This window comes from Marinobacter sp. tcs-11 (genome assembly GCF_002049515.1).
In the GTDB taxonomy this organism is placed as follows: Bacteria; Pseudomonadota; Gammaproteobacteria; order Pseudomonadales; family Oleiphilaceae; genus Marinobacter; species Marinobacter nauticus.
In genome coordinates, this window is the sequence record NZ_LLYU01000004.1 from 31,329 (window position 1) to 47,322 (window position 15,994).

Consider the following 15,994-nt stretch of genomic DNA (forward strand, 5'->3'; position numbering starts at 1 on the left):
GGTGCGGAAGACCATGCTACTCTTGTGTCTGATATATCCGGGATTTACATTAACGCTCTGAGCACCGGTCGACCCCGGTCCAAAACTGGCCCATCCACCCAAAAGGCAAGGATCCTATGGCAGTTACCATCAATACCCTGCGGGAATACAAGCAAAAAGGCGAAGCCTTCTCGGCACTGACCTCCTATGATGCAACCTTTGCTCAGGTTGTCAGCGAGGCTGGCGTTGATGTCATCCTGATTGGCGACTCTCTTGGTATGGTGCTGCAAGGCCACGACAGTACGCTCCCGGTGACCATGGATCAGATGGTGTATCACACCAGCTGTGTCGCCCGCGGTAACAAAGGCGCCCTGATCATGGCTGATATGCCGTTCATGTCTTACGGTACCGTTGCCGATGCACTGGACAATGCTGCGGAGCTGATGCGCGCCGGCGCCCACATGGTCAAGCTGGAAGGCACCGACTGGATGAAGGACACCATCGAAGCCCTGAGTGAACGTGGTGTGCCTGTTTGTGCCCACCTGGGCCTGACGCCACAGTTCGTCAACAAGTTCGGCGGCTACAAGGTACAGGGACGTGATGAGAAGGCCGCCGAGGCCATGATTGAGCATGCTTGCGAACTGGAAGCCGCCGGCGCCGATCTCATCCTTCTGGAGTGTGTACCGGCCCCGCTCGCCGCTCGTATCACCCAGGCCGTGAAGGCGCCGGTCATCGGCATCGGAGCAGGCTCGGATACCGATGGCCAGGTACTGGTACTGCACGACATGCTGGGCGTCACCACCGGCCGCAAACCCCGTTTCGTGAAGAACTTCCTCGCCGAGACCGACTCCATCCCGGAAGCCATTGCGGCTTATGCCCAAGCCGTCAAAGCACGCACTTTCCCAGCCGAGGAGCATACGTTCAAGGCATGAGAACCGTACACTCACTCAAAGAACTGCGCACGATTCTGCGGGGCTATCGCCAGCAGGGCAAGACCATCGGCCTGGTACCCACCATGGGCAACCTGCACGAGGGCCATATCTCGCTGGTGCGCAAGGCGGCCGAGGCCTCCGATATCGTCGTCACCAGTATTTTCGTGAACCCGATGCAGTTCGGAGCCAATGAAGACCTGGACACCTACCCGCGAACCCTGGTTGAAGACCAGGAAAAGCTGGCGGCAGCGGGCAATACTCTGGTCTTTGCCCCGGGCGTTGAAGAGATCTACCCGGAAGGGCTCGCCAATCAGACCAAGGTGGTGGTTCCCGAAGTCAGCGAGGGCCACTGTGGCGCCAGCCGGCCGGGCCACTTTGAAGGCGTGGCCACCGTGGTTACCATGTTGTTCAACATGGTCCAGCCCGACATTGCCGTGTTTGGCGAAAAGGATTTTCAGCAGTTGGCGGTGATACGCAAACTTGCCCGGGATCTGATGATTCCGGTGGAAGTGATTGGCGCGCCGACGGTGCGGGAAGACGATGGCCTGGCGAAGAGCTCCCGTAACGGCTATCTGTCCGAGCAGGAGCGGGGCATCGCTCCGGTGGTGTTCCGAACACTCCGTCATACCGCTGACCAGTTGGCACAGGGACGCACCGACTACAGCATCCTCGAGCAGGAGGCACGCGATGCACTGTCTGAGGCAGGGCTCAGGCCGGACTACTTCAACATCGTCAACAGCCTGACCCTGAAGCCCGCCAGCAAGGATGACCGCGAGCTCACACTACTGGTCGCAGCGTTCCTGGGTACCACCCGTTTGATTGATAACCTCTCGATCACGCGCTGAAACCTCACTATGGAGCCTCACCCCCAGACAACGGAAGGGACCCCCTGATGCCTGAGAAACACCCTGCGCTCACCAGCCGAGCAGAATGGCAAGCTCTCAACGATGCCAAAGCCCGGCTCGAACACCTACCCATGCGGGAGCTGTTTCAGCAGGATCCGGGCCGTGCCCAGCGTTACCTGGTAGAGGGTGCAGGCCTGTCGCTGGATTTCTCCCGCAACCGGCTGACGGACGAAGTGCTGGAGGCTCTGCTCAACCTGGCTCGGGCCTGTGGTCTGGAGGAACGTCGTACGGCCTTGTTCCGGGGCGGTCTGGTGAACCTCACGGAACAACGCCCCGCCCTGCACACCGCCCTTCGTGAGGGTGAACAGGGCGAGGTTCGGGTGAACGGCGACAACGTCATTCCCGAAATCCATCGCACACTGGGGAAGATGGAAGCGCTGGTTGAAAGCATTCACAGTGGTGAACGCACCGGCCACTCCGGCGCCCGTTTTACCGACGTTGTCAGTATTGGCATCGGAGGCTCGTTTCTCGGGCCGAAGCTGGCCGTCGAGGCGCTACGCCCGTACTGGCAGGGCTCCATTAACTGTCACTTTGTCGCCAACATCGATGGCACCGACATTACCGAAACCCTGGCATGCCTGAATCCGGACACCACGCTGTTTCTGGTGCAGTCAAAATCCTTCCGTACCCAGGAAACCCTGGAGAACAGCCTGCTCGCCCGGCAATGGTTTCTCGATAATGGTGGCAACGCAGCCTCGGTCTCCCAGCATTTCATGGCAGTCACGGCCAACGTCGAAGAAGCGGCCCGGTTCGGCATCGAACCCGCCAACACCTTTCCCATGTGGGATTGGGTAGGTGGTCGTTATTCCCTCTGGTCCGCCATCGGCCTGCCGATTGCGTTAACGCTTGGCATGGCGGCATTCCGGGAGCTACTCGCCGGTGCACATGCCATGGACTCCCATTTCAGGGAAGCGCCCGAGCGGGAAAACCTGCCGGTAATCATGGCCATGCTCAGCGTGTGGTACAACAATTTCTGGGGCGCCGAGAGCCATGCGGTACTGCCCTATGACGAATACCTGAAATACCTGCCGGAGCACCTTCAGCAGCTGGATATGGAGAGTAACGGCAAGCGCGTAACCCAGAATGGCATCAGCGTGGATTACCCTACCGGGCCCGTGCTCTGGGGCGGCGTGGGAGCTAACGGCCAGCACGCATATCACCAACTGATTCATCAGGGTACCCGGCTGATTCCTGCCGACTTCATCATTCCCCTGAGGTCCCACAATCCGGTGGCCAGCCACCATGCTGCTCTGTTTGCCAATTGTCTGTCTCAGGCACGGGCCATGATGGCCGGAAAGACGGAAGCAGAGGCCGAACAGGAACTGCTGGCCGGCGGTCTTGATGGTGATGCCGCCCGCCAGCTGGCCCCACACAAGGCCATTCCCGGTAACCGGCCCTGCAACATCCTGCTGATGGAACGCCTGACTCCGCACACCCTGGGGGCACTGATTGCACTTTATGAACACCGCACCTTCGTGCAGAGCGTGATCTGGGATATTGATTGCTTTGATCAATGGGGCGTGGAGCTGGGCAAACAGATTGGCAACGAAATTCTTCCGAAACTGCTGGGCGAGAGTGAAGATGGCAGCGCTGGAGACAGCGCCACCGACAACCTGATCCGGTTATTCCGCGACCGCTCCGGAACTTGAGATCTGACGCCCCTGCCAGGTGAAATCGACGGGCCAGAGCTTCTGGTCCTTCTGGTAAGACTGCCAGAGGCTGCGATAGCTCTCTCCACACACAGGGTGCAATTCGTCCGGAGCAATATCGGCCAGCGGCCTCAGGACAAATGCGTTTTTTAGGATTTCAGCCCGGGGCAGTTCAACCCCATCAAGGGTGCCGGTCGCATCGCCCCAGGTGAGAATATCCAGATCCAGAGTCCTTGGACTGAACTTGGGCGCCGAAGCTTTGCGGCCGTTGTCTGCCTCGAGTTTTTTGAAGCGCCGGGAAAGCTCTCCTACCGACATATCGGTATCCACACCCACCACCAGGTTCAGAAAATCCGAGCCATCGAAGCCGACCGATTCGCTCTCGTAAACCGGAGAAATGGCCAGTTCTCCAAACCAACCGGCCAGAGCATCCAGCGCCGCGCTGACATGGCGATAGCGTTCAATATTACTGCCGATACTGATGTATACACGTTTCATGCCCGTGCCCCCCGCTCAATTCTCACGCCCACCGAGCGTGCGGCCGGCACAGCACCGGGCTTGCTCAACGTCAGCCTCAGCCAACGCACGCCAAACTCGCTCTGCAGCAAACGGGCAACTTCCTCTGCGGCCCGCTCCAGCAACTCCGGCTGCAGCGTTTGCAGGCACTGACTGACCCGCTCGCTAACGGCGGCGTAATCAAGTGCATCGGCAACATCGTCACTGGCGCCGGGCACCGAGTTATCCCACGCCAGTTCCAGATCCACCAGTAGCCGCTGTGTGACTTCACGTTCCCAATCGTACACCCCGATCACGGTTTCCACCGCCAGTCCTTCGATCAGGACTGTGTCCCATTTGCCATTTGCCAAACCGGTCTCCCGAGCCTTCCACTGATGGCTGATTGAATATTACACAGGCAGACGATACTGTGACGGACAACCAGCCTGCCTTGATGCGGGCGGCATTTTCTCACAGAACACAGGGCCCAGTCTCTGTACAGCGGTTACGCCATGGACGTCTTTAGCCAACCCGTTGCGATTGTCTTGCTTTGCGCCAGCGCTTATCTGGCGGGTTCCGTGCTGTTCGCGATACCAGTGTGCCGCCTCTGGAAACTGCCAGATCCTCGCGCCCTGGGTTCCGGCAACCCCGGAGCCACCAATGTGTACCGGGCAGGTGGCTGGCAACCCGCGCTGGCAACCCTGGTGCTGGATGCGTTCAAGGGCTGGTTGCCCGTCTGGCTCGGTCAAAGCCTTGGCATGTCCATTCTGGTGCAGGCCATGATTGCCCTGTGCGCGGTGACCGGACACATGATCCCGGCATTCTATCGGTTCAAAGGGGGCAAAGGTGTTGCCACGGCCCTCGGGGCAGGGTTGGCACTGGCGCCGCTCACCACCGCCATCATGGCAGGCTTGTGGCTGGGCGTGATGTGGCGCTGGCGCATTTCAGCCGTGGCCTCTCTGGTGGCGATCACCAGCGGCCCACTCATCAGCGCCCTGCTGGAACCGGAAACCCTGCCCCTGTTCGGACTGCTGACCCTGCTGATTGTGGTGCGTCACCGCAACAACCTGATTCGCCTGGCCCAGGGGCGGGAAACCGGACTCTAGCGTCTGATCAGGCTAGTCCACGAGGCCGTTCTGACGCGGTTCCGCCACTGGCGGCAAAGTGTTCATAGGCCACCGGGGGACCGCCACAATCCGCTCGCCATCCTGCTGACCGGCCTTTAGCCGCTGCGCACCGGCATAGGCAATCATGGCACCGTTGTCGGTGCAGAACTCCGGACGAGCGTAGAACACTGAACCACGCAGCTTTTCTGCCATGGCTTCCAGTGACGCCCGCAACCGCTTGTTGGCGCTGACCCCGCCGGCAATGACCAGCCGCTTACACCCTGTTTGCTCCAGGGCTCTGCGACATTTGATGACCAGGGTATCAACTACCGCAGCTTCGAACGCCAGAGCAATGTCTGCTTTTACCTGCTCATCCAGCGTACCTTTATCTTTTGCGTCGTTCACGGTGTTCAGGGTGAAGGTTTTCAGGCCGCTGAAGGAAAAATCCAGGCCGGGACGATCGGTCATCGGGCGGGGAAAACGGTACTGCCCCTCTCGACCCTTTTCCGCAAGGGCAGCTACCCGGGGGCCACCCGGATAATCCAGCCCCAGCATTTTCGCAGTTTTATCGAACGCCTCGCCGGCGGCATCATCCACCGATTCACCCAGCATCTGGTACTCACCAATGCCATCCACCCGCACTAACTGGGTATGGCCACCGGACACCAGCAGCGCGACAAACGGGAACGCCGGCGGATTGTCCTCCAGCATGGGCGCCAGCAGGTGACCTTCCATATGATGCACGCCCAACACCGGAATCCCCAGTGCAAACCCCAAGGCATGCGCCACCGAGCCGCCCACCATCAGGGCACCCACTAACCCCGGCCCGGCGGTATAGGCGATACCTTCGATATCGGAACGGGCTTTACCGGCTTGAGCCAGTACCTCATCGCATAAAGGAAGCAGCTTGCGGACATGATCCCGGGAGGCCAGCTCAGGCACCACGCCGCCATAATCGGCGTGCATACCGATTTGACTGTAAAGGGCATGGGCCAGCAGTCCCCGCTGAGCGTCAAACAGGGCTACACCGGTCTCATCGCAGGAGGTTTCAATACCAAGAATCAGCATAATGGGCACTACATCCAAGGGGTGTCGGGTACGTGGGCGGCATTTTAGCAGAAACCCGAAAGCTTCCGGCAGTTTCGTTGAACAGTGATTGACCTTGGCCAGCCCAGCGGCTATCATTGCCGCCCTAAATTAGCACTGGTCGAGTTTTAGCCAATCTGACCAGGGATCGAGCCCGTACGGCACTGGCCGACGGAACAAATTGAAACCGAATCTATCAGGTAGGTGATTTTCGAATGCCAGCTGTTAAAGTGAAAGAGAATGAGCCGTTTGACGTAGCACTGCGTCGCTTCAAGCGTTCCTGCGAGAAGGCCGGTGTACTGTCTGAAGTACGTCGTCGTGAGCACTACGAGAAGCCGACCGCTGTTCGTAAGCGTAAAGCAGCTGCTGCCGTTAAGCGTCATCTCAAGAAGCTTCAGCGGGAACAGCGCAAGTTCGAGCGTCTGTACTGAGTTCAGGCGCGCATCGACTGCACAACTGATTGCCGGAACGGCGTTTCGCCCCACCCGGCAAGCTGAAAATGCCGCCGAGGCCTGGCTTCGGCGGCATTTTTGGCTATGGCGAAAATGCCTTCGCACCGGGCACCCCGGCTGAAGTGGAGCCACCATGAGCGGATTGATCCCTCAACGCTTTGTTGAAGACCTGCTGGATCGCATTGATCTGGCGGAGCTGATCGGTTCGCGCATCACGCTGAAAAAAGCCGGAGCCAACTACAAGGCCTGCTGCCCGTTTCACGACGAGAAGACGCCATCATTTAACGTTCGACCGGACAAAGGCTTCTATCACTGTTTTGGCTGTGGAGCCCATGGCGATGCCATCAGCTTTGTTCGCGAATTTGAGGGCCTGGGTTTTACCGAAGCGGTAGAAGAACTGGCCAAGCGTGCCGGGCTGGAAGTGCCGTACGACCGAGCTGCCAAACAGGAAATGCAACAGGCGCGGACACTGACCGATGCCCTGGAGTTTGCCAACCGGTTCTATCACTCAGCACTGGCCAGTCAGCAAGGCGGTTATGCCCGGGACTACCTGAAGCAGCGGGGACTGGATGAAAGCATTATCCAGCAGTATCAGATTGGTTTTGCACCGGGCACCGGCACGGCACTTTACGACGCCGCCCCGAAGGATCTTAAAGCACCACTGATTGAGACCCGCACGGTGTCGGACCAGTACGGCCGCCCCAGGGATCTGTTCCGCAACCGGGTTATGTTTCCCATCCGGAACACCCGAGGCAAAACCATCGCCTTCGGCGGGCGCACGCTGGGTGACGACAAGGCCAAGTACATTAACTCGCCGGAATCGGACGTTTTCCACAAGAGCCGGGAAATCTACGGCCTGTTCGAGGCCCGGCAAGCCATTCGACAACTGGACAAGTTGCTGGTGGTCGAAGGCTATATGGATGTGATTGCGCTGGCCCAGCACGGCATCCATTACGCGGTGGCGACTCTGGGGACGGCCACCAACCAGGACAGCCTGACCGCACTGCTTCGGCACGTTCGGCATATCGTGTTCTGTTTTGACGGCGACCAGGCAGGTTTTCGGGCAGCGGACAGGGCCATGGAGAATGCCCTGGAACTGATGGCAGACGGGCTGCACCTGCAGTTCCTCATGCTGCCAGAAGGCGAAGACCCGGACACACTGGTGCGCAAAGAAGGGCCGGACGCATTTCAGAAGCGTATTGAGGGCGCCACACCCTTCTCACGCTATCTGTTTGATCGCCAGAGCGAGGGCCTTGATCTGCAGTTGCCCGAACACCGAGGCGAACTTCGGGCACGGGTTGAGCCCTTGCTGAACAAGATGCCCCGCAGCACGTTGCGGGACGCCATGTGGCACGAAATGCTGCGCCTTTGCGGCGGCCGCAACCAGTGGCAGAACCGCCAGCAGGGCCAGAATACCAAGGCACGGGGCTGGCGCGGTGAAGGCCAAAGCCGGCCCACGGAAGAGCGGATTGACGTAAAACTCAGCAAAGACAGCACCTTGTGCCTGGCCTTGCTGGAAGCACCGGAACTGGCAACCGAAGTGAAAGCTCTGGCAGACAGCACCCGGCAGCTTGAACGCGCGGGGCGTTTTGCCCGCTGGTTACTGGAAGAAAAAATTCAGACCCGCAAGACACTGGTCGCGGGGCTGGCCACGAACAAACAGGCCAGGGACAGGTTTTACAACCTGTTTGACGAACTGGAGCACATACCGGCCCGGGAAAGCACACTGGCAGCTGCCAGAGAGCTGTTAAGCCCGAATGAAGAGGCCGCGCGTCAGCAGAGGCTGGCAACACTGCTCCGGAACCTGGCACAGCTTTCCCCGGAAGAACGGGAGGAGCTGCGAACGCTCAGCGCCGGTACGTTAAATCCGAAGGCTGAAAGCTGAGCACTTGAAACCTGTTGCCCTGATCACCATCTAACCATTCGGTGGCAGCGCAACCGAGCGACAGCTATAATGGCTGTTTAACTTTTTTCCTTTTTAAAAGCGAGTTCACAGGGTGTCTATGTCAGGCAATTCGCAGAAATCACGTTTGAAAGACCTCATCGCACGAGGCAAGGAACAAGGTTACCTGACTTACGCCGAGGTAAACGATCACCTCCCGGAAGATATCGCAGATCCGGATCAGGTTGAAGACATTATCCGGATGATCAACGACATGGGTATCCAGGTGTGCGAAGAGACACCAGACGCGGATACCCTGCTGATGACCGAAGGTGACTCCACTGCCGACGAAGCTGCTGCCGCCGAAGCCGCTGCTGCTCTTGCCGCCGTTGAGACCGACGCTGGCCGCACCACCGATCCGGTGCGCATGTACATGCGCGAGATGGGCACCGTTGAGCTGCTGACCCGCGAAGGCGAAATTGTCATCGCCAAGCGCATCGAGGAAGGCATTCGCGATGTCATGGCCGCTGTAGCACATTTCCCGGGCACCGCCGGCACCGTGATTCAGGCCTACGACCGCATCATCGAGAATGAAGGTCGCATCAGCGACATCGTCACCGGCTTCCTCGACCCGGACGACGCCGAGCCGTTCATGGGCGAAGACACCAGCACCGAAGACACCTCTGCTGATGACAGCGATACCAGCAGCGATGACGACGATGACGACACCTCCAGCGAAGACGACAACGACAACGGGCCAGATCCGGAAGAAACCCGGCTGCGCTTCGAGCTGCTGAAAGAGAAGCTGGACGCTGCCGAGAAGGCCTTGGCCAAACACGGCCGTGGGCACAAGAAAACCCAGGAAGCCCTGAACGAACTGGGCCAGGTTTTCGCCCCGTTCAAGCTGGCCAACAAGGCGTTTGACGAACTGGTGAACGTCGTTCGTTCAACCAACGACCTGGTCCGCGAGAATGAGCGCGCCATCATGCAGATCTGTGTACGCGACTGCAAAATGCCGCGCAAAGACTTCATCAAATGGTTCCCGGGCAACGAAACCGATCTGGAATGGGCCGGCGAAATCGCCGCCACCAAGAAGCCCTATGCGGCCGCGATCGGTGAGCGTGTGGACGAAATCGTTCGCCTGCAGAAGCGTATCCAGAACGTTCAGACCGAAGTAGACCTGGACGTGGCCGACATCAAGGAAATCAACCGCCGGGTGTCGATCGGCGAGGCGAAAGCCCGCCGCGCCAAAAAGGAAATGGTTGAGGCCAACCTGCGTCTGGTTATTTCCATCGCCAAGAAATACACCAACCGCGGCCTGCAGTTCCTGGATCTGATCCAGGAAGGCAACATCGGCCTGATGAAGGCGGTGGACAAGTTCGAGTACCGTCGTGGCTACAAGTTCTCCACCTACGCTACCTGGTGGATTCGCCAGGCCATCACCCGCTCCATCGCGGATCAGGCCCGCACGATCCGGATTCCGGTGCACATGATCGAGACGATCAACAAGCTCAACCGCATCTCCCGCCAGATGCTGCAGGAGATGGGCCGCGAGCCCACACCCGAGGAGCTGGGCGAGCGCATGGATATGCCGGAAGACAAGATCCGCAAGGTGCTGAAGATCGCCAAGGAGCCAATCTCCATGGAAACACCCATTGGTGACGACGAAGACAGTCATCTGGGCGATTTCATCGAAGATATCCAGGCTCTGTCGCCAGTGGATTCTGCCACCGCTGAAGGCCTGCGCGAAGCCACCCGCTCCGTGCTGGCCGGCCTGACCGCTCGGGAATCCAAAGTACTGCGAATGCGCTTTGGTATCGAGATGAACACCGACCACACTCTGGAAGAAGTCGGCAAGCAGTTCGATGTTACGCGGGAGCGTATCCGTCAGATCGAAGCCAAGGCCCTGCGCAAACTGCGCCACCCTTCCCGCTCCGATCACCTGCGCGGCTTCATTGACGACCAGGGCAACGGTTAATCCCCAAAACAGTAGCGGGCGCCACCCCTCGTGGGTATAATGGCGCCCGTTTTCTTTTCCGGGCCTATAGCTCAGTTGGTTAGAGCAGGGGACTCATAATCCCTTGGTCGCTGGTTCGAGTCCAGCTGGGCCCACCATTATTTTCAATGAGTTAGCCCGCCTTATGCGGGCTTTGCTGTTTCTGGAACACAGATTTGTAAGCAATATGTAAGCAGATTTAGACAACGGATGACTAACACATTCGTTAAGACTCGATCGCACAGAAAGCCCCACGAGATAAGAACAGGCCGCCCCCACACCGCTTAGTACAGGAGCGCGACTCAAGGCGTCCTGCGCTCCCACCACTTGCATCATCTAAAGAAGGATTGGAGATTTTCGAATTTCGGAGGCGCTGGCGGGCGAAAACAAGGCAAGAGGTTTCAACGCAATCAGCAAATTGGCTAGGAAAAATAACAGAAATTACTTAAGGCAACTATATTTAGCGCTCGCCGTTGTCATCGCTAGGCCCGTCTTTCTTAGAATCAATGTGGCGACCGTAGACAAACGCGCCAACAAGACCCACCAAATCCAAGGTGCCGATTATCGTGCCAGATATGACATTACCGGTAGAGATCAAATAGGTCGCCGAAAGTAGTGCAATAATTGCAACACCGAAGCCTAGGTACTGACCTCTGCGATCTAATCGAATGTGACCAGTTACAGCTGTCTTCTCCATGTAGTGCCGATGCTCTTGCTCCCTCTCTGTAAGGCGCATTATCCGCTCAGCACCGCCATCGAGAACACCGTTATAGCCCTCTAGTATGCTCGGAGGCGGCAAGGGCCCACTAAACATAGAGCGCTGCATAACAACTCTCTGAGCGTCGTCTTTTTCTAAGAGCTGCTCAAGCTCAACACGCTCTTCCGCAGTCAGCTCTTGTTCTTCGTGCCCTCCGTTGTATGCAACTTGCGTAGCAGCAGAGCTGTCAACATCCTCTCGAGCCTCGCCTCCACGCCCTGCAGTCTCTTCGTTGGCCACAGATTCAGCTTCAGTTTCAGCCTCGGCAACTGGCTCGAACTTCTCTTTCTGATCTATCGCCTCCACCGGCGGCTTCTGACCATTCTGCGTCATAAATACTACGCGCCTTATTCAAATAGTCCCTGACTCGCTCTAAATCGGAGCGCAGGGCATCGGCATCCGACGAGTGAATGATGTGTACGTCATAACCACTACTTGGAGCAATGTCTACGAGAGTGCCCCAAGCCTTGGCCATGCGGCCGACTCTATAATTTGTTTTACTTTTCAATGCTTTACTCATGATTGCCTCCTAGAGGCGACCCTCTATAATCTAGAGCTTCAACGCACGGAACAATGTCCATCACATCTATAGTATATACTACGAGGAACAGGAAAAAGCGATTAGAGTGCCGTAACGTGATTAGCTTTAAGGCACTTTGGAGTTCTCCGCCCCCGCGCCTAGATGGATGGCTTGTTAGACCCGCCCCCCTGGCTTAAACCTCTTTGGGGGGGTAATTTTCGCCAAAACACCATCTAAAGACAACCTACTATATTCCCCTATGCTTAGAAAGAGTTTGCTGCCACTTCCTTGCATCGCTTCACAAGGCTGCGACCAGGCTCCCCCGGCGCTCGAACAACCGAGAAAGTGAAAGCAGGGTCCTTCCAACCCAAAATCCATCACCGCGGGGGTCGCTGAGCGCGGTTCAGGACTATCTTCAAACTTTCCCTGGCTCCACAATCCTAGGAACTCCCACCGGGAGTATGCCCCCTAAAAAAGTAATAACTGATAAAACTATAAAAACCGGTAAAAGTGATCAAACCCCACAGCCCCAACGGTTCCCACCGGTGGTATCTTCCACTTGAAGCAGAATCGGGTGTCACTTTTACCGGTTTTCCACTTTTTCCGGTCTGTTCGTTATTCACTTTTTCAAGGGGCGGACTTGCACAGCAACCACCCTATGCAGGCAAATCATCGAACACGTCTGCCAGGCGATAGATTTTCGCATTGTTGGCCTCTCCCTCAGATTCCCACCACAGCACGGTGCTAATCGTCTGATCCTTTTGGGAGTATCTTTGAAGACACCGCCGGACACGGCGCTGGGAAGAAATACCGTGCTCTTTGCAGTAGCTGAGTAGTTCAGACTGTTTTGCCTCCCTCTTTTGCAACCGCTCCTCAATCCTTTCAATAACATCCTGATCCGTAGCTATCTGTTCCCGCTCTTTGCGCCGCGTCAGCACGTCCTCATAGCTTTCATGCAATCGGACATTCCGGCGCTGATCAATTTCCCAGGTGATCTTGTCTATTGCAGCCCTTGTCTTATCGGGAAGCGTTGAAACAACCATGGAGCCGTCGGGCCGTTTTTCTGGCAGCAAGTAGATCAGCTCGTCACAGTCATTCCTCAGGTCCACAGTGCCTTCATACACCGGCATTCCGTCGACCCCTTTGTATTTGTTTGTGTGAGCCAGAAGAATGATTGTCATCCCTCTCGCTGTAAGCGCTCTCAGTGTCATAAACACGTTCTTTGCATCGCGCTTGCTAAGAACATCACACATCTTCTTCCAAGTATCGAAAATGAACACGTAGTCGGAATAATCACCCTCCGCCAGTCTCATTTTTTCAAGCATTTTCACTACACCATCCATGGACTGGCCGACTTTCATGTCTGGCAACAACAACCGGATACCCTTCTCTTTCGCCATAGCGTGATAGGGTTTGGCATCGCCACCCGATACATCAGCATTCACGTAAACCACGGTGTAACCTTTCTCGACCATCTGTCCGGCGAGATGGAAAAATATAGTGGTCTTCCCGCCGTTGGCCTCTGCCACCACTGCTACCAAATGACCGCGAACGATCAGCCCATCAGCAATGAACTCAGAATTCTGAATCTCATCCATTTCGTCATCGCTCACCTCGAAGCCTCCTATCCAACCCAACGGATCATCACCAGAAACCGAAACGTCATCATCGAACTCATCAGCAAGCCCGCGACTTATGGCCAGCACTTTTGCCAAGGTGTGCTCCCAGAGCCACTGCATGGCGGATTGCCTGTTGCCGCTCCGACGGTCCAGCGCCGCACTAGCCAAAAAGTATTCCTTGTAGGTGAGCACTGTCAGAATTGATTCCTTGTTCACTCCAGCGCTCACCATTTCCTGACATACCCCATAAAGGGCTTCCGAGCGGTCCACCTCGTCTGAACCATGTTTTGGATAGTTCTTTGCCAGCGGTCCCTCACCAGTGCGGACTAGGGCTTTCCAGTCCTCGCCTATTCGCATATCATCCAATGACACCCGCGGTGCATCACCATCCCAATCCAGATCACCCACGGTGTGAATTGCGTCAGTGCTGGCGGATTGTCCGAACCAATCCGAATACAGCGTTTTGAGGGCGGCACCGCCTGCTTCAACGGTGCCCAATCCTTCCACTACATCAGCCGTTATCGTGAAAAAACGACGTTCCTGATATATTTCCCGACCGGCCTTATTGTCGCAGTGACCATCACCGGGCAACGCCCCTTTGCAGATAATGTGCAGCCCGTTACCTGACGGTGATTTCTCAGTGAATGACTGCAATTCATCCACCGCCCGCCGTGCGTCATCCCGTAGGTTCCCGGACTCATCAAAACAGTTATCCAGGTCTACCCCTACAAACGGATCATCGGCGGTGAAGACGAACCCTATGCCGGTGTAGCCTTCCAGCAGATACGCTTCATACACGTCATCAAAGGTGCCCCAGTGTTTCGGGTTCCTCGTGCTGGCCTTCTTTCCGGTTGCGGGGTTGTACGGCACCTTGGTTATCTTCTTGGTGCCATCCCGCCTTGTCATTTCTTCAGCTTTCCAGACTATCCATTGCCGGTATCGCTGTAGTTCCTCCGGCACTGCTTCCAGGTTCGGCTGTATTAGCCCCGGTGTTATGTCCGGGACTATCTGTTCAGTGCTTGTTAAAGACATCAGACACACTCCTCACCACTTTCACCTCCACCAGTCTGCCGGGCAGCCTTTCTGTCATTGCGGTGTAAAACGTCACCGGAACATCTGCCGGGCAAACTTTTCTGATTCTGGGCAATTTCGCAGCGGGCCAAGCATCAGAGAACAACCAATCCAGAGGCATGAAAACCCGGCCATTCAGTTCATACATCGGCTGGTCATCCGCTTTTGCCTTCTTAATTGCCCGCGCATCTCGTACACACGCACCGCGGGGTGTAATGAAAACGCGGTCCTCCGAGTCCCTCAGGACATACCTTGCGCTTTCTGATACCGGCCAGGACAGCGGTGCTTCAAAGGCTTCAACTTGAATGACAGACATGATCAATTCTCCCTTACGCTTGCTGGCTTTCGGTGGTGGTTTGCGACTGGGCCAACAGCCGTTCAACGGCGTCATCAGGCCAGGCCAGAAAGCGGTTAGGAAGGCGAACGGGGCGCAGGCCGCACCAGTGCCCTTTTCGGCACAGTGAGGTGCGAATAGTGTTCGGTTTGACGTGGAATTTTTCGGCTAGCTGTTCAGTGGTAATCATGGTGTTATCTCCCGATTGAATGTGATGTGGAACCATCGGGAAATAACGATACAGGCGGGGGTTACACCACTTGGGACAAAAGAGTGTTAGTACCCATTTGGTTTATCTCTATCCGCTCTTTTTCTCAGTCGTTCAATTCCTTGTTCAGTGCCAGGCGTCGCACCATCATTCGTCCAACTGGCAGGCCAAGGAATAGCGCCATCGTCAGGCATTAGGAAAAGGAACCTTGGCTCTTGAGTTTCAGCATCGTAGGCCACCGCGCGGGCTGCTTCACGAAGTGGCACCGGTTCCGGATCATCTTTTTCACCCTCCACTAAGAAACGGTAGGCATGAACCAGATTAACTAGATAATTGATAACGTCTTTATCTGTGCGTCCCTCCTTTCGCTGGCCGTGCCTGCGTTTCTGCTGAAAGAAAAACAAAGATAGGATCAACTTCTGTGTAATCTCTCCACAACGGTATAGCCGTTGCTCCAGTCCCAGTCCGTACCAGGCATTAGTCCAATAGACAGGCTTGTACATCAGGGGCTTACCGCTCGATAGGGTGAGCATGATTCCGTTTTCCGGTGATAGCTCAATATCCGATGCGATAAAACGGCGGTCTGAAATCTGATCACTTGCTGCAGTACTCTCTAGCAAACCGTACAAAGCATCATCGGCAGGAATCAGCACGCTTAGTGGTTTACGGGTCCGTTCATTAACGATTATGAACAGAGTCAGATTCAACCCGATCACGATTACCCCCGCATCCGTTCCAGGCGGCTCACCGCTGTTTCCATCAGGTCAGTTACCCGGCGGTGTGCTTCCAGGGCTTCCCGCAGTTCCGCCAGCGAGTCGGACGCATACAGCGGATCATGCTTAATTTCTTCCTGAATGTCGCTGTCTGTCTGCATCATCACGGTGAAGGCACCGAGCCTGCCTGACCGGGCATCCTGCAATGACTGCTCAAGCTGGCGGGCTTCCTGTTCGGTGATAACACCGGCTTTGGTGTACTGCATCATCGTTCCTTTCTCCCATTGTTC

General features: G+C 56.6%; 16 protein-coding genes and 1 tRNA gene. 8 read left to right on the plus strand and 9 right to left on the minus strand.

The genetic code is table 11. The features are described from left to right. Positions 1-116 precede the first annotated feature (116 nt). Genes panB through pgi form a run of 3 tightly spaced genes read left to right on the plus strand, consistent with a single transcriptional unit; the run spans position 117 to position 3,465 of the window. A complete protein-coding gene (gene panB, locus ARC85_RS06280; protein ID WP_011784197.1) occupies positions 117-911 on the plus strand; it encodes a 3-methyl-2-oxobutanoate hydroxymethyltransferase in 795 nt (264 codons plus the stop codon). Beyond that, positions 908-1,756, plus strand: coding sequence for a pantoate--beta-alanine ligase (gene panC, locus ARC85_RS06285; protein ID WP_011784196.1), 849 nt, complete (start codon positions 908-910; stop codon positions 1,754-1,756). Before panB ends, panC begins: the two co-directional genes overlap by 4 nt. A 47-nt stretch (positions 1,757-1,803) precedes the next feature. Further along, a complete protein-coding gene (gene pgi, locus ARC85_RS06290; RefSeq protein WP_153740773.1) occupies positions 1,804-3,465 on the plus strand; it encodes a glucose-6-phosphate isomerase in 1,662 nt (553 codons plus the stop codon). On the opposite strand, the gene folK is transcribed toward pgi, so the two are convergent. Both folK and folB read right to left on the minus strand, forming a co-directional pair. Beyond that, positions 3,439-3,963, minus strand: a complete 525-nt coding sequence (gene folK / locus ARC85_RS06295; protein ID WP_011784194.1) for a 2-amino-4-hydroxy-6-hydroxymethyldihydropteridine diphosphokinase — start codon at positions 3,961-3,963, stop codon at positions 3,439-3,441. The genes pgi and folK overlap by 27 nt on opposite strands. Then, on the minus strand, positions 3,960-4,331 hold the full coding sequence (folB, locus tag ARC85_RS06300) for a dihydroneopterin aldolase (RefSeq protein ID WP_014420448.1): 372 nt from the start codon (positions 4,329-4,331) through the stop codon (positions 3,960-3,962). The genes folK and folB overlap by 4 nt, the downstream gene beginning before the upstream one ends. A gap of 141 nt (positions 4,332-4,472) precedes the next feature. On the opposite strand from folB, the gene plsY reads away from it, so the two are divergent. Next, positions 4,473-5,066: a glycerol-3-phosphate 1-O-acyltransferase PlsY gene (plsY, locus tag ARC85_RS06305; protein ID WP_014420447.1), complete on the plus strand. Its 594-nt coding sequence runs from the start codon at positions 4,473-4,475 to the stop codon at positions 5,064-5,066. Positions 5,067-5,078: 12 nt separating this feature from the next. Here the strand turns inward: plsY and tsaD are convergent, their stop codons facing one another. Next, the gene (gene tsaD, locus ARC85_RS06310; protein WP_011784191.1) at positions 5,079-6,134 is read right to left on the minus strand and encodes a tRNA (adenosine(37)-N6)-threonylcarbamoyltransferase complex transferase subunit TsaD; all 1,056 of its coding nucleotides are present in this window, start codon (positions 6,132-6,134) and stop codon (positions 5,079-5,081) included. Positions 6,135-6,367: 233 nt separating this feature from the next. On the opposite strand from tsaD, the gene rpsU reads away from it, so the two are divergent. The 4 genes from rpsU (at position 6,368) to ARC85_RS06330 (ending at position 10,601) form a co-directional block, all read left to right on the plus strand. Next, on the plus strand, positions 6,368-6,583 hold the full coding sequence (rpsU, locus tag ARC85_RS06315) for a 30S ribosomal protein S21 (protein WP_007153483.1): 216 nt from the start codon (positions 6,368-6,370) through the stop codon (positions 6,581-6,583). A gap of 154 nt (positions 6,584-6,737) precedes the next feature. Further along, positions 6,738-8,489 carry a DNA primase gene (gene dnaG, locus ARC85_RS06320; RefSeq protein WP_286714535.1) on the plus strand — a complete coding sequence of 584 codons (1,752 nt, stop codon included), beginning with the start codon at positions 6,738-6,740 and terminating at the stop codon, positions 8,487-8,489. 118 nt (positions 8,490-8,607) lie between these two features. After that, positions 8,608-10,464: an RNA polymerase sigma factor RpoD gene (gene rpoD / locus ARC85_RS06325; protein WP_011784189.1), complete on the plus strand. Its 1,857-nt coding sequence runs from the start codon at positions 8,608-8,610 to the stop codon at positions 10,462-10,464. A gap of 60 nt (positions 10,465-10,524) precedes the next feature. Continuing rightward, positions 10,525-10,601 (plus strand) — tRNA-Ile (locus ARC85_RS06330). Between the two features lie 341 nt (positions 10,602-10,942). Here the strand turns inward: ARC85_RS06330 and ARC85_RS06335 are convergent. The 6 genes from ARC85_RS06335 to ARC85_RS06360 all read right to left on the minus strand — a co-directional run bounded on the left by ARC85_RS06335 (position 10,943) and on the right by ARC85_RS06360 (position 15,973). Continuing rightward, positions 10,943-11,572, minus strand: coding sequence for a DUF2335 domain-containing protein (locus ARC85_RS06335; protein WP_286714536.1), 630 nt, complete (start codon positions 11,570-11,572; stop codon positions 10,943-10,945). A gap of 843 nt (positions 11,573-12,415) precedes the next feature. Continuing rightward, on the minus strand, positions 12,416-14,410 hold the full coding sequence (locus ARC85_RS06340) for a hypothetical protein (RefSeq protein WP_286714537.1): 1,995 nt from the start codon (positions 14,408-14,410) through the stop codon (positions 12,416-12,418). Next, positions 14,391-14,765: a hypothetical protein gene (locus tag ARC85_RS06345; RefSeq protein WP_286714538.1), complete on the minus strand. Its 375-nt coding sequence runs from the start codon at positions 14,763-14,765 to the stop codon at positions 14,391-14,393. The genes ARC85_RS06340 and ARC85_RS06345 overlap by 20 nt, the downstream gene beginning before the upstream one ends. Before the next feature lie 13 nt (positions 14,766-14,778). After that, entirely contained in the window at positions 14,779-14,973 is a 195-nt protein-coding gene (locus ARC85_RS06350; RefSeq protein WP_286714539.1) for a hypothetical protein, read from the minus strand. A gap of 86 nt (positions 14,974-15,059) precedes the next feature. Then, a complete protein-coding gene (locus tag ARC85_RS06355; RefSeq protein WP_286714540.1) occupies positions 15,060-15,707 on the minus strand; it encodes a hypothetical protein in 648 nt (215 codons plus the stop codon). 2 nt (positions 15,708-15,709) lie between these two features. Continuing rightward, complete coding sequence (locus ARC85_RS06360; RefSeq protein ID WP_286714541.1) at positions 15,710-15,973, minus strand: hypothetical protein; 264 nt, start codon at positions 15,971-15,973, stop codon at positions 15,710-15,712. Between the last annotated feature and the right edge of the window lie 21 nt (positions 15,974-15,994).